The organism is Paraglaciecola psychrophila 170 (assembly GCF_000347635.1).
Classification (GTDB): Bacteria; Pseudomonadota; Gammaproteobacteria; order Enterobacterales; family Alteromonadaceae; genus Paraglaciecola; species Paraglaciecola psychrophila.
In genome coordinates this window covers 1,919,069-1,932,467 of the sequence record NC_020514.1, presented here as the reverse complement: position 1 = coordinate 1,932,467, position 13,399 = coordinate 1,919,069, and the positions used below count along the sequence as shown (strand labels likewise).

Annotated in this window: 11 protein-coding genes and 2 pseudogenes; 9 read left to right on the top strand and 4 right to left on the bottom strand. The window is 40.9% G+C overall.

Annotation, left to right across the window (positions count from 1 at the left end; genetic code table 11):
* Window positions 1-12 precede the first annotated feature (12 nt).
* On the top strand, window positions 13-1,872 hold the full coding sequence (gene sppA / locus C427_RS08345) for a signal peptide peptidase SppA (protein WP_034900332.1): 1,860 nt from the start codon (window positions 13-15) through the stop codon (window positions 1,870-1,872).
* A gap of 404 nt (window positions 1,873-2,276) precedes the next feature.
* Here sppA and C427_RS28785 read toward each other — a convergent pair whose 3' ends face one another.
* Window positions 2,277-2,402 (bottom strand): hypothetical protein, encoded by a 126-nt coding sequence (locus C427_RS28785; protein ID WP_007643535.1) that lies wholly within the window; start codon window positions 2,400-2,402, stop codon window positions 2,277-2,279.
* Between the two features lie 353 nt (window positions 2,403-2,755).
* On the opposite strand from C427_RS28785, the gene C427_RS08340 reads away from it, so the two are divergent.
* On the top strand, window positions 2,756-3,259 hold the full coding sequence (locus tag C427_RS08340; RefSeq protein WP_007643537.1) for a SprT family zinc-dependent metalloprotease: 504 nt from the start codon (window positions 2,756-2,758) through the stop codon (window positions 3,257-3,259).
* Here the strand turns inward: C427_RS08340 and yfbV are convergent.
* The gene (gene yfbV, locus C427_RS08335; protein ID WP_007643539.1) at window positions 3,256-3,702 is read right to left on the bottom strand and encodes a terminus macrodomain insulation protein YfbV; all 447 of its coding nucleotides are present in this window, start codon (window positions 3,700-3,702) and stop codon (window positions 3,256-3,258) included. The two genes, C427_RS08340 and yfbV, sit on opposite strands and share 4 nt — an antisense overlap.
* Before the next feature lie 156 nt (window positions 3,703-3,858).
* Here yfbV and C427_RS08330 point away from each other — a divergent pair, with 156 nt between their 5' ends.
* The 6 genes and pseudogenes from C427_RS08330 to infA all read left to right on the top strand — a co-directional run bounded on the left by C427_RS08330 (window position 3,859) and on the right by infA (window position 10,105).
* Window positions 3,859-5,049 carry an acetate kinase gene (locus C427_RS08330; protein ID WP_007643541.1) on the top strand — a complete coding sequence of 397 codons (1,191 nt, stop codon included), beginning with the start codon at window positions 3,859-3,861 and terminating at the stop codon, window positions 5,047-5,049.
* A 9-nt stretch (window positions 5,050-5,058) separates the two neighbouring features.
* Window positions 5,059-7,200, top strand: a complete 2,142-nt coding sequence (gene pta, locus C427_RS08325; RefSeq protein ID WP_007643543.1) for a phosphate acetyltransferase — start codon at window positions 5,059-5,061, stop codon at window positions 7,198-7,200.
* Window positions 7,201-7,329: 129 nt separating this feature from the next.
* Window positions 7,330-8,284: pseudogene (gene trxB / locus C427_RS08320) on the top strand (thioredoxin-disulfide reductase).
* Window positions 8,285-8,364: 80 nt separating this feature from the next.
* Window positions 8,365-9,078 (top strand): leucyl/phenylalanyl-tRNA--protein transferase, encoded by a 714-nt coding sequence (gene aat / locus C427_RS08315; RefSeq protein WP_007643547.1) that lies wholly within the window; start codon window positions 8,365-8,367, stop codon window positions 9,076-9,078.
* Window positions 9,079-9,088: 10 nt separating this feature from the next.
* Window positions 9,089-9,802 (top strand): arginyltransferase, encoded by a 714-nt coding sequence (locus C427_RS08310; protein ID WP_034900348.1) that lies wholly within the window; start codon window positions 9,089-9,091, stop codon window positions 9,800-9,802.
* 84 nt (window positions 9,803-9,886) lie between these two features.
* Window positions 9,887-10,105 carry a translation initiation factor IF-1 gene (gene infA / locus C427_RS08305; protein ID WP_007618153.1) on the top strand — a complete coding sequence of 73 codons (219 nt, stop codon included), beginning with the start codon at window positions 9,887-9,889 and terminating at the stop codon, window positions 10,103-10,105.
* 130 nt (window positions 10,106-10,235) lie between these two features.
* Here infA and clpA read toward each other — a convergent pair.
* Window positions 10,236-12,511, bottom strand: a pseudogene (clpA, locus tag C427_RS08300) (ATP-dependent Clp protease ATP-binding subunit ClpA).
* A gap of 57 nt (window positions 12,512-12,568) precedes the next feature.
* Window positions 12,569-12,889, bottom strand: a complete 321-nt coding sequence (clpS, locus tag C427_RS08295; protein ID WP_007643550.1) for an ATP-dependent Clp protease adapter ClpS — start codon at window positions 12,887-12,889, stop codon at window positions 12,569-12,571.
* 233 nt (window positions 12,890-13,122) lie between these two features.
* On the opposite strand from clpS, the gene cspD reads away from it, so the two are divergent.
* Entirely contained in the window at window positions 13,123-13,341 is a 219-nt protein-coding gene (cspD, locus tag C427_RS08290; protein ID WP_007643551.1) for a cold shock domain-containing protein CspD, read from the top strand.
* Window positions 13,342-13,399 lie beyond the last annotated feature (58 nt).

Below are 13,399 nucleotides of genomic sequence, written 5' to 3'. Positions count from 1 at the left end.
GAATACCTTTTTATGTCGTCAGGTACAAGTTGGACAAAGTCGTTGTTTGTTGGTTTATGGACCGCGCTTAATTTTAGTCGAAAACTATTTTTAAATATTATTTTCATTGTTATCTTTTTAGCCTTTATTTCGGTTTTCTTAAACAATGATAATCAAGTCACAGTTCCAGCAAATTCTGCATTAGTGCTGAAGTTATCCGGTAACGTAGTCATCGAGAAAGAATCTGTCGATCCTTTCACTGAATTTATGGAAGAAGCCTTTGAACAGGAAGACGATAACCCAGAAATATTACTACAAGATATATTGCTGACCATCGAAAACGCCAAACAAGATCGTCGAATCAAAGCTTTAGTTTTAGACTTGCACGGCTTAGGTAGTGCCGGTTTAGATAAGTTAGAACAAATTGCTGTGGCATTAGAAGCCTTTAAAGAAAGCGAAAAGCCTATATACGCTATTGGTGACTACTATACTCAAAACCAATATTACCTCGCCAGCCGTGCCGACCACCTATATCTGAACCCAATGGGCTTTATGATGTTTGAAGGTTATGGACGTTTCGGTATGTATTTCAAATCTGCTATCGAAAAGCTTAAAGCAGAAACTCACGTGTTTAAAGTGGGCACCTACAAATCAGCTGTTGAATCCTACATTCGTGACGACATGTCAGATGCTGCAAAAGAAGCAAACAAAGCTTGGTTAACGGCAATGTGGATACAATACAAAACCAGCGTTGCAGAAGCGCGAGGATTGGATGTCAGTCATTTTGATGAAGAGCTCGATGTGTTCTTAGAAAAGTTTGAACAGTCAGATGGTGACTTTGCACAATACGCGTTAGATTTTGGTTGGGTTGATGCACTTAAAACTCGCGAACAAGCTCTGCAAGAAATTGTTGCTGTGGTAGGTAAAGACGAAAGTGGCATGGGATTTAATGGAATCAGTTACAAAAACTACCTAAGAGTTATTAATCCTGTACTGCCAAATATACCTAACAATATTGATAAAGTTGCGATAGTTGTGGCAAAAGGTACTATTTTAAATGGCACTAAAAAAGCCGGACAAATTGGTGGTGACAGCACGGCTGAACTATTGCGTAAAGCAAGATATGACGACACCGTCAAATCAGTCGTATTGTATGTCGACTCTCCGGGTGGCAGTGCTTTTGCCTCTGAAATCATTCGTCAAGAAGTTGAAAATTTACAAGCTATAGGTAAACCTGTGGTTGCTGTTATGAGCACCTATGCTGCTTCTGGCGGATATTGGATTTCTGCTGGTGCAAACAGAATAATTGCTGCGCCAAGCACTATTACCGGCTCTATCGGTATATTCGGCATGTTTTTGACCTTTGAAAACACCCTAGATTATTTAGGTGTACATACCGATGGTGTCGGCACCACTGAATTTGCTGGTATGGGGATCACTAAAACCCTTAATCCCAAAGTCGCGGCCATTATGCAAAGAGGCATCGAGCATGGCTACGATCAATTTATCTCACTGGTTGCCGATAAGCGTGGTATGAGCAAAGACCAAGTAGACCAGATCGCCCAAGGCCGTGTTTGGATTGGAGAAACGGCCCTAGAATTAGGCTTAGTGGATGAGTTAGGTTATTTAGATGACGGGGTGAAAGCTGCTGCTGAGTTAGCTAACTTAGAATCCTACGATACCCAATATATCCAAAAAACATTGTCTAAAAGTGAGCTGTTCTGGAAAGAATTATTCCAAAACGTCAGCGTTTCTTTTGAAGGTGCTTTTGAAGTAGAAAAATCCAGTACTATTTTAAGTCTCGTTAAAGAATTAACAGCGGACATAGAAGCAGTAGCAACACTGAATGATCCTAAAGGTGTTTACGCTTACTGCCTAGCTTGCGAGTTGTAAAAGCCTTAACATTTCCAATTTATCAGTCTAAAGACTGAATAATAATGTCCCAATCATGTTTAACATGCTTGGGACATTTGCTTTGAAGCGAACGAAAACCAGAGGCTTATACTCTGCGCATCTCATATTTACTTCTTTGAAAATTCGTGAATGAAATTTACTGCGGGTAATATATTGTCTGAATGACTAAGAAGTTATAGATTTGAAGGTTTCCTGCGCATCAGCATAGGAAAAATAGAAAATGCTTTAATAAGTTTCGATATATAAAAACGCAAGCATTAAAATCTATTCCCTTACTGCTCCTCATTTAAAGCAGACAACAATTCCTTATCAAGACTTTTTGCCGACTCTTTAGCCTGAATGGCATATTTTTCTAAGGCAAAATCCTGTTTTGTTTGAGGCTGCTAGCTAGGTACTTCAAATAGATAGCCTGCTTGGTCGCTGGCCACAAATACCATGATGCAATGACCCGTTTCGATCATTTTATTCTTTTTAGGATCACCCGCCACAATCCGGATATATATGTGCATTCTGGTTTGCCTGTATGTACTTTTTGAGCATTGAGGGTAACCATCTGGCCTACCCAAATGGGGCTAGTAAATCGAATTCCGCTAATGGATACTGTGACAAAGCAATGCGCACTTCTAATCAGCGGCACGAGCATAAACGGCTTAATCCATTCACTTCATCACAACTTTTCCATGCACTTTTCCATGCACTTTTCCACCAAAGTTGACGTCAGTAGGCTCAGCTAAAAAGCTGAAAATCTTAAGAGCTACGTTGTTGTTGTTCTTGCATTGTTATACTAAAAAGGATTGGCATTAGCTGATTATTGTTTAAAATAGTTCTATTGTTAGTAACTTATCTTATGTGTAGACCATTTTTGTCATTCAATTCCCAACAATTAATTATTCAAAAAGTGGAGCAGTGTATTAAACATGCTTCATTGTATTTTGAGCATAGCTTCAAGTTGCCAAAAATAACCTTTAACCAAAGGGGGAAAATTGCAGGTTGTGCTCGACTGCAAACAAACGAGTTACGTTTTAATCCGGTTTTGCTGTCTGATAATATTAATGCATTCTTAGAGGAGGTGGTTCCCCATGAAGTCTGTCATTTACTCGCCTATAAACTTTTTGGTAAAGTACGCCCTCACGGTAAAGAGTGGCAAAGTCTAATGCTTGAACTTTTTGGCGTAAAAGGGCAAACCTACCATCACATGGATGTCACCAAAGTAAAAGGGAAAAGCTATACTTATCGATGTGGGTGTGGACCGATAGAGTTAGGTATAAGGAGACATAATAAAGTGCTTAAAGGCCAACAAACCTACATATGCAGGAAGTGTAGAGGCCCATTAAGGGCCGAAGTTTCTCGTTTACATAATATTTAAAACCAGCGCTTGGTAAACGCCTTATCTAATTCATCAAACGCTGTTCTTAATAGCCTGGCAAGCTCTTTATAATCAGGGTTAGCTTTGGCGGATTGCAACGCACAACCTTGGATTTGCATTTTATGATGAATGTCAAAATACCAACTTTTTAACGCAGGCGGCAGGCTTTGATTTGAACGGTGCCCTAGCCACATTAATCCTTGCAAAGGAAGCGACAGGAAGAATACGCCTGTGGCCAAAGCCTGAGGTAGCTTGTCATATCCTTGCAGATTAATTAATGCAACAACCGTTAACACGGCTAGAGCAGGCATCACTTTTATTGAAAATTTGGTTGCTGAGATAACCCTGCATTCAGGAAGCATGCCATACAACTGGTGTTGCATAGGCCATGTTTGCATATACTGCTGACCGTCTTTCACCATTGCTAAAATAGTTTGAGTCAACTTGGTTACTCCGTGATAAAACTTGTGTCTATTCTAGCGACTAAACCACACATTAGCTAACATCCTTAAATTATATAAAATCAACTATTGATACTCATAATTTTCACATAACGTTATCATTAGTGATTGAATATCTAATAGAAGAATTTTTTACTTATGGATCAATATGTTCTTGTTCTTAATTGCGGTAGTTCATCTATTAAGTTTGCGATTATCGAAGCCAAAACAGGAAGGTCTCCCCTGCATGGATTGGCAGAAAATCTTGGCACTGTTTCTAGCAAGCTTGGTTTCAGTTATCAACACAAACAGCATGATGGTGAATTGCCAGTCAATACTGACCATCAGCAAGCATTAGCTGTCATTGCTGATACTCTCAAACAGTTCGAACACTTAAGCCGACGGATTGTTGCAGTAGGACATAGAGTGGTTCATGGCGGTGAATATTTCACTCACTCAACCTTGATAGATGAGCAGGTTATACATGCCATTGAGAAAACATCACTGATGGCGCCGTTACATAATCCAGTCAACTTAACTGGTATCAACAGTGCTCAAAACGCGTTCCCACATCTGCCGCATATTGCTGTATTTGACACTGCATTTTTTCAGACTATGCCTAAACATGCTTATCTGTATGCCCTCCCCTATGAGCTTTACCAACAACATAATATTAGGCGCTACGGTTTTCATGGAACCAGCCATTATTATGTAGCACACGAGGCGGCCAAAGCCCTTAAAAAAGCGTTAGGAAATTGTAACTTAATCACGGCACACCTTGGTAATGGATGCAGCATAGCGGCTATCAGACAGGGTAAAGCCATTGACACAAGTTTAGGTTTCACCCCTTTAGAGGGTTTAATGATGGGTACACGCTGCGGTGATATTGATCCCAGCATACCTGCATACTTGATAGAACAACTAGGCTATTCAGCATCTGAGGTAAGCGAGTTGTTGAATAAAGAGTCTGGATTGTTAGGTATTTCAAAGCTTAGTAATGATTGCAGGACGCTTGAACAGCAAGCTAAAGAAGGTAACCTACAGGCTAAGCTGGCTCTCGATATGTTTATTTATCGCTTGGTCAAATATATTGGTGCGTATTTAGCGGTTGTAGGGACATTAGATGCATTGGTTTTTACTGGCGGTATTGGTGAAAACTCAGCTTATGTCAGAGAAAGTACTATCAGTCAGTTACAGCACCTAGGATTAGAGCTTGATGCGGAAAAAAACCTAGAAATGCGTTTCGGTCAGTCCGGACTCATTAGCCATAACAGTTCAAAACCAATCTTTGCCATTGCCACCAATGAAGAATGGGTAATTGCCAAAGATGCCATGTTATATGTACACTAGGAAGTTACTATGCCACGTCGAATAATGTTGATACCAGTAGGCACTAATGCGGGTTTAACCAGCGTTAGCCTTGGTTTGGTTAGGGTCATGCAGCAGCAGGGCCTAAAAGTTGATTTTTTCAAACCTGTTGGCCAGCCAAGGCAAGGAGACAACGAAGCAGAGAAGTCTACCACTATAGCGACTAACGTTGGACTATTAAAACCAGCTAAGCCTTTGTCCACAGCCTATGTTGAAGAAATGATCAGCCAAGACAAAATAGATATTTTGTTAGAGGAAATTATTGCACTGTTTGAACAACACGCTGGTAAAGTAGATATTGCCATCATCGAAGGTTTAGTGTCCACCCAAAGTCATCCCTATGCAGTGCGCTTGAACAGAGAGATTTGCAATGCCTTAGATGCGCAAATTGTATTGGTCAGTGCACCCGGAAGTTTGATGTTAAATCAACTGAATGACAAACTAGAAATTGTGGCTGACAGTTATGGGGGCCATAAAGGTAAAAAGGTCATCGGGTGTATTTTTAATAAGGTCAATGCACCTATTGATGACAATGGCCGTCTAAGTAGCGAATTAATTGAAAAACATGACAACAATCAAACGACTGATGTTGTCAATAAGTTATCCGGCTTGCCTATCTTCTCAAAATCTTTTGCCTTACTAGGCTCTGTTCCTTGGAACTTTGAGCTAATTGCCCCTCGTGTAATCGATGTATGTAAACACCTAAATGCACAGGTATTAAACGAAGGGGATTACCAACACAGAAGGCTGCGAAGTGTGCATTTTTGTGCCCGCGAAATCCATAATATGGTATCCATCCTTAAGCCCGGCGCGCTGTTAGTATTGTCCGGTGATAGAAGTGACGTATTAGTGTCTTCCTGTTTGGCCGCACAAAATGGTACCAAGATAGGCGCCCTGTTACTGACGGGAGGATATCAACCCGACCCACGTATTTGGGAGCTTTGTTCCCAAGCGTTAGAAACCGGTTTACCTGTTTTATTAACCCAAGAAAACACCTGGCAAACATCGCTCAATTTACATATGTTCAATCAAGAGGTTCCGGCCGACGACGAACAACGCATCAACCGCGTGATGGATCATACTGCGGCATGTATCGATTCTGATTGGGTAGCGTCAATCTCAAAGGACTCAAATAGAGCCTTAAGGCTTTCTCCTTCAGCATTTCGCTATAAATTAACCCAACAAGCAAAGCAAGCGAACAAAACTGTAGTGCTGCCTGAAGGCGAAGAGCCAAGAACCATCAAAGCCGCTGCCATTTGTGCCCAAAGAAATATCGCGAGGTGTATTTTGCTTGGTAACAAAACCGAGATATTAAGAGTGGCCCAACAACAAGGCGTGCTGTTACCTGATTCAGTTAAGATCATACAGCCTGAAGACATCCGCGATCAGTATGTAAAACCGATGGTTGAATTACGAAAACATAAAGGATTAACGGCAGTAGTAGCTAAAGAGCTTTTACTTGATAACGTGGTGCTTGGCACCATGATGTTGCAGCAAAATCATGTGGATGGATTAGTATCAGGTGCGGTGAATACCACAGCTAATACTATTCGCCCAGCATTGCAATTAATCAAAACTGCACCAGAGGCATCTTTAGTTTCCTCAATATTTTTTATGTTATTACCAGAACAAGTATTGGTGTATGGCGATTGTGCTATCAACCCCGACCCGAATGCTGAACAATTAGCTGATATTGCGATTCAATCAGCTGACTCAGCAGCGGCTTTTGGTATTGACCCCAAAGTGGCCATGATCAGTTACAGCACAGGTGATTCGGGAACCGGTACAGATGTTGAGAAAGTCAAATTGGCTACTAAAATAGCACAACAGAAACGTCCTGATTTATTAATAGATGGTCCTTTGCAATATGATGCGGCGGTGATGGAAAGTGTTGCGAAAAATAAAGCACCTAATAGCAAAGTAGCAGGTCATGCCACCGTGTTTATTTTTCCAGATCTGAATACAGGCAACACAACGTATAAGGCGGTGCAACGTAGCGCTAATTTGGTAAGCATTGGGCCAATGTTACAAGGTATGGGCAAACCTGTTAACGATTTAAGTCGCGGCGCACTGGTAGATGATATTGTATTCACCATTGCGTTGACAGCAATTCAGGCAACACAGCGAAAATAATGTATTGACTATAATTTAGTTACGCTCGGGATGTTGAAAGCGCACGACATGCCCACATAATAGTCCAGTAATATTAATTGAAAATTTGAGTCATCTAAAGTGGCTGTTAAAAAATATTTGGAGAGTTAAATGTCTGAAGTAAGACACGTTAAACTACTAATTTTGGGCTCTGGCCCTGCTGGTTACTCAGCAGCAGTATACGCTGCACGCGCGAATCTGAATCCGGTATTAATAACTGGAATTCAGCAAGGTGGACAATTAACCACCACAACTGAAGTAGAAAACTGGCCTGGCGATCCTGAAGGGTTAACAGGTCCTGATTTAATGGACAGAATGCAAAAGCATGCCGAAAAGTTTGATACTGAGATTATTTTTGATCACATCAACAAAACTGATTTGTCTAAGCGACCTTTCACATTAACCGGTGATCAAGCAACTTATACCTGTGATGCCCTAATTATCTGTACTGGTGCTTCTGCTAAATATCTTGGTATGGAGTCAGAGACAGCCTTTATGGGTAAAGGCGTATCAGCCTGTGCAACCTGTGATGGATTCTTTTACCGTAACCAGAAAGTAGCAGTAGTGGGCGGAGGCAATACAGCAGTTGAAGAGGCTCTGTATTTATCGAATATTGCTTCAGAAGTACATGTTATTCATAGACGTGATTCATTCCGCAGTGAAAAAATACTGGCTGACCGTTTAATGGAAAAAGCCAAAAAACGGCAATGTCACTTTACACCTAGACCGACAATTAGACGAAATTTTAGGTGATCAGATGGGTGTAACTGGCATTCGTATCAAAGAAACAAACTCTGATGTCACAGAAGAGCTGGATCTGATGGGGGTATTTATTGCAATCGGCCACCAACCGAATACAGCCATCTTTGAAGGTGAGTTAGATATGAAAGACGGCTATATTACAGTGCAAAGTGGCACCCAAGGTAATGCCACCCAGACCAGTGTTGAAGGTGTATTTGCGGCAGGTGATGTAAGCGATCATATATATCGTCAAGCCATTACCTCTGCTGGTACGGGTTGTATGGCAGCTTTGGATGCTGAAAAATTCTTAGACGCCCAAGAGTAACAATTAACTAGAATACAAAGGCCTCGACTTGAGGCCTTTTTTTATTCACTCTTGGCATAACAGACAACAATGATATTTCTATGCTAACGCTAACGAAGCTAAATCAACAACTTATATTTCCACCAACAGAAATAGCTCACACCGATCCAAATGGTTTGTTAGCATTTGGTGGAGACTTGAGTGCCAAGCGGCTACTTTTAGCCTATTCATCGGGTATATTTCCGTGGTTCAGTCATGATGAACCTATTATGTGGTGGTCTCCAGACCCACGAGGCATATTGCCCTTAGATAATTTCAAGTGCAGTAAAAGTCTAAAAAAGTTTGCTCGAACCTGCGAGTATCACATCACCATTAATACCGCCTTTAACCAAGTCATAGACATTTGTGCCACTATCCCTAGAAACGATTCTGGCACTTGGATAACTGATGACATGCTTAATGCCTACAAACATTTACACCAGCTTGGTCATGCACACTCTGTTGAAGTATGGAGCGAAGATGTCTTAGTGGGTGGCTTATACGGCATAATAGTGGGTAAAGTATTTTGCGGTGAGTCGATGTTTCACAAAGCCACTAATGCCTCTAAATTAGCGATGTTGTCTTTGGTTGGATTACTGAAATCCCAAGCGGCAGAATTTATTGACTGCCAGATGCAAAATCCTCATTTAGCCAGTTTAGGGTGTATTGAAGTGCCAAGAGCTCAATTTTTATCAATGTTGGCGGAGCAAAGCCAGCAAACATTTGAGTACGACGTTTGGCGACCTCAAACACTTAACATTTCGCAATGGTTATAATCTCATGGGCATGAAATTCGGCATATCTACACCCTTTACTTGTAGCTATCTACCAGAGCAAGATGAGCGCCTATTGATTTTTATGAGTGATACTGAGCCAACTATCACTGAGTATGACGTTTTAATTGGTGCCGGCTTCAGGCGCAGTGGAACACAAGTTTACAGACCCCATTGTGGCTCGTGTAACGCCTGTGAGTCTATTCGCCTTCCCGTTAATATGTTTACACCATCTAAAAGCCAAAAACGCACCATGAAGCGCAATCAGGACTTGGTGGTACGTATTAGTAATAGTGACAAGCCAGAATACTATCCATTGTACGAGTCATACATCAATCAACGTCATGCAGACGGAAGCATGTTCCCTGCGACCAAAGAGCAATATCAAGGATTTATCTTAAGCCCTTGGAATAAAGCTTTGTTTATTGAAATTTACGCAATTGACGAACACGCACATCAAGAGCTTATTGGTGTCGCTGTAACTGACAACCTCGCATCTTCTTTATCGGCTTTATACACGTTTTTCAAACCCGAAGAACAACATCGGTCGTTAGGAAACTTTGCTATTTTGCAACAAATTGAACTTGCTAGGTCACTTAATAAGGCTTTTTTATATTTGGGATATCAAATAGATACCTGTCAAAAAATGAGCTATAAACAGAATTTTTTACCTCATGAGCGTTTTTTTGACGATAAATGGCAACTAATTGCAAAAAAAGCTGGGTAAAGCTTTACACTCGCCAGCTTATTCGGCAAAATCTGCGCGGCATTTTTAGACACTTATTTTATTGATTAGAGGTAACAGAGTTAGATGGCGAAAGAAGACTGTATTGAAATGGAAGGCACTGTGTTGGATACCCTTCCAAATACTATGTTTCGTGTTGAATTGGAAAATGGTCATGTAGTTACTGCCCATATTTCAGGTAAAATGCGTAAAAACTATATTCGTATTTTAACTGGCGACAAAGTCACAGTAGAACTTACGCCCTATGACCTATCCAAAGGTCGCATTATCTATCGCGCAAGATAATAATCATCATTTTATCTTTGGGTTGATGAGGTAAATTACTTAGCTCAACTTTAGATTTTTAGAGATACAAAAAAAACCGATATTGAAAAATATCGGTTTTTTTATATCTGTCTATTTAACGTTAAAAAGTTTAAGAGTTGAGCACCTCTGTTTTTTCTTTGCTGTCAGTGAAAAATTTGAAGGTTAATTCGTTATCTTTCAAGCCAATTTTGACACTGCCTCCCTGACTCAAACGTCCGAATAATAACTCGTGTGCTAATTCTTTCTTAACATGCTGCTGGATAACACGAGCCATAGGACGTGCGCCCATGTTTTTATCATAACCTTTATCTGCTAGCCAATCCCGAGCTTGGTTGGTGACTTCTAATGACACGCCTTTGTTATCAAGCTGCACTTGCAGTTCAACAATAAATTTATCAACAACCTGTAAAATGACATCTCTACCAAGATGGTTAAACCAAACAGTTGCATCTAGCCTGTTTCTGAATTCAGGTGTGAAAATTTTCTTTATTTCAGACATGGCATCATGGCTATGGTCCTGCTGTTTAAAACCAATAGAGGTACGAATGGTTTCTTGTACACCAGCGTTAGTTGTCATCACTAGCACCACGTTTCTGAAGTCTACTTTGCGGCCGTTATTATCGGTTAATGTACCATGGTCCATAACTTGTAATAAGATGTTGTAGATATCACTGTGGGCCTTCTCTACTTCATCCAGCAATATCACTGAATACGGGTTTTTAATGACCGCATCTGTTAATAGCCCGCCTTGATCGAAGCCTACATATCCTGGAGGTGCCCCAATCAGACGACTTACCGCGTGACGTTCCATGTATTCAGACATATCGAATCGCAATAACTCTACGCCCATGACTTTAGCTAGCTGAGCGGTGACTTCCGTTTTACCCACACCAGTAGGCCCAGCAAACAGGAAGTTGCCAATAGGTTTAGTTTCGTTACCTAAACCAGAGCGTGACAAGCGAATAGCATCGGTTAAGGTGTCTATGGCCTGATCCTGACCAAATACCACCAATTTCAAGTCACGGTCTAAATGTTTCAGTACTTGCTTATCAGAAGCCGATACAGACTTTTCTGGAATCCGCGCGATTTTAGAGATGATCAGCTCAATATCACTGACACCAATGGTTTTTTACGCTTAGATGGAGGCAACAAACGTTGACTAGCACCCGCTTCATCGATCACATCAATCGCTTTATCGGGCAGATGACGTTCATTAATATACTTAGCCGATAACTCAGCAGCAGCTCGAATAGCTTTATGCGTAAAACGCACGCTATGATGAGCTTCATAACGAGATTTTAATCCCATCAGAATTTTAGTGGTATCGCTAACAGTAGGCTCAATCACATCGACTTTTTGGAAACGACGAGCTAAGGCGCGATCTTTTTCAAAAATACCTTGATATTCTTGATAGGTCGTTGACCCCATGCAGCGTAATTCGCCACTACTTAGCTTGGGTTTAAGCAAATTCGAGGCATCCATCACACCACCCGAAGCTGCACCTGCACCAATAATGGTATGAATTTCATCAATAAATAAAATTGCGTCGGGTTGAGCTGCTAACTCTTTTAATATGCCTTTAAGACGTTTCTCAAAATCACCGCGATATTTAGTACCCGCTAATAGGGCTCCCATATCCAGTGAAAAAACGATTGCCTCAGAAATCACCTCTGGCACTTCCTTATTCACTATGCGGTAAGCCAAACCTTCGGCGATAGCGGTTTTGCCGACACCGGCTTCACCTACCAATAGAGGGTTATTTTTGCGACGACGACATAATATTTGAATACTGCGCTCTAATTCGCTGTCACGACCGATCAGCGGATCGATTTTGCCGTCTTTGGCGCTTTGATTAAGATTGGTGCAGTATTTATCCAGCATAGACTCGGCTTCTTCTTGCTCGCTGGTTTCTTCTTCACTTTCTCTGTGCGCCGGAGATTCATCATCAATTTTGGAAACGCCATGTGAAATATAATTCACTACGTCCAAACGTGTCACGTCAGATTTTTTTAATATATATACGGCTTGAGACTCTTGTTCACTGAATATTGCTACTAACACATTAGCGCCAGTAACTTCCTCTTTACCTGATGACTGAACGTGAAAAACCGCACGTTGCAACACACGTTGAAAGCCAAGTGTGGGCTGTGTTTCTCGCTCATTACCCTGCTCGTCTAGCAACAGAGGAGTGGTGTCTTTAACAAAATCGGTAAGTTCTTGTTTAATGGACTCAATATTGGCACCACAGGCCTTTAACGCATCTTTAGCTGCATTATTATCTAGTAAGGCAAGTAAGAGATGCTCAACCGTCATGAACTCATGACGATGCTCTCTGGCAAAAATGAACGCTTCATTTAGCGTCTGCTCTAAATCTTTATTTAACATAAGAATGCCCTCTGACTACTAACCTATTCGAAGATGATACGTTTCTCAATCCAAACATCACGCTTGCTCAATGGTACACATGAGTGGATGTTGGTGCTCTTTGGCATATCGACTAACTTGCATCACCTTAGTTTCTGCAATTTCTGCAGTATATGTGCCACAAACAGCCCTACCGTGGTAGTGAACTGTAAGCATTATTTGTTGTGCTTTCTCGCCATCCACATTGAAATATCGCATGAGCACGTCAATTACAAAGTCCATCGGTGTGTAATCATCGTTATTCAATAACACTTTGTACATGGGTGGCGGTGCGGCTTTTTTCTTTACCGCGTCAATGTCTTTAAGACGCTCAATATCGATGATGTTATCTTTACTCATAGTTCACTTATTTAGCCCAAATATATTAAGATAATTTCCTGTGGTTACATCTATCGTCTATTTTACAGCAGCCTTACAATTTTAACGAAATGTCAAATTCACCTTGACAATAATAGGTTAAAAAAACTACATTTTAAATCGACTGTTGTATTGAGTAGTCAACACGTCATTCCCTAATCTTTAGTGTGGGGGCAAAGTTGTATTAGTTCAAGGGATTAAAAGGAAGCAGAAGTATGGCAATCGGAAAAGTGAAATGGTTCAATAACGCTAAGGGTTTTGGCTTTATTGTGCCTGATGATGGCGGCGATGATATCTTCGCACATTACTCAACAATACAGATGGAGGGCTACCGCTCTCTCAAAGCAGGCCAAGAAGTTAAATATGAAGTCCAGCAAGGCCCCAAGGGGTTACATGCAGAGAATATTGATTTTAATGGAGAGCCTGAAAGATAAATTTTTATCTAAAATAAAAAAAGCAGACATCAACGTCTGCTTTTTTGTTTGTGCTGAA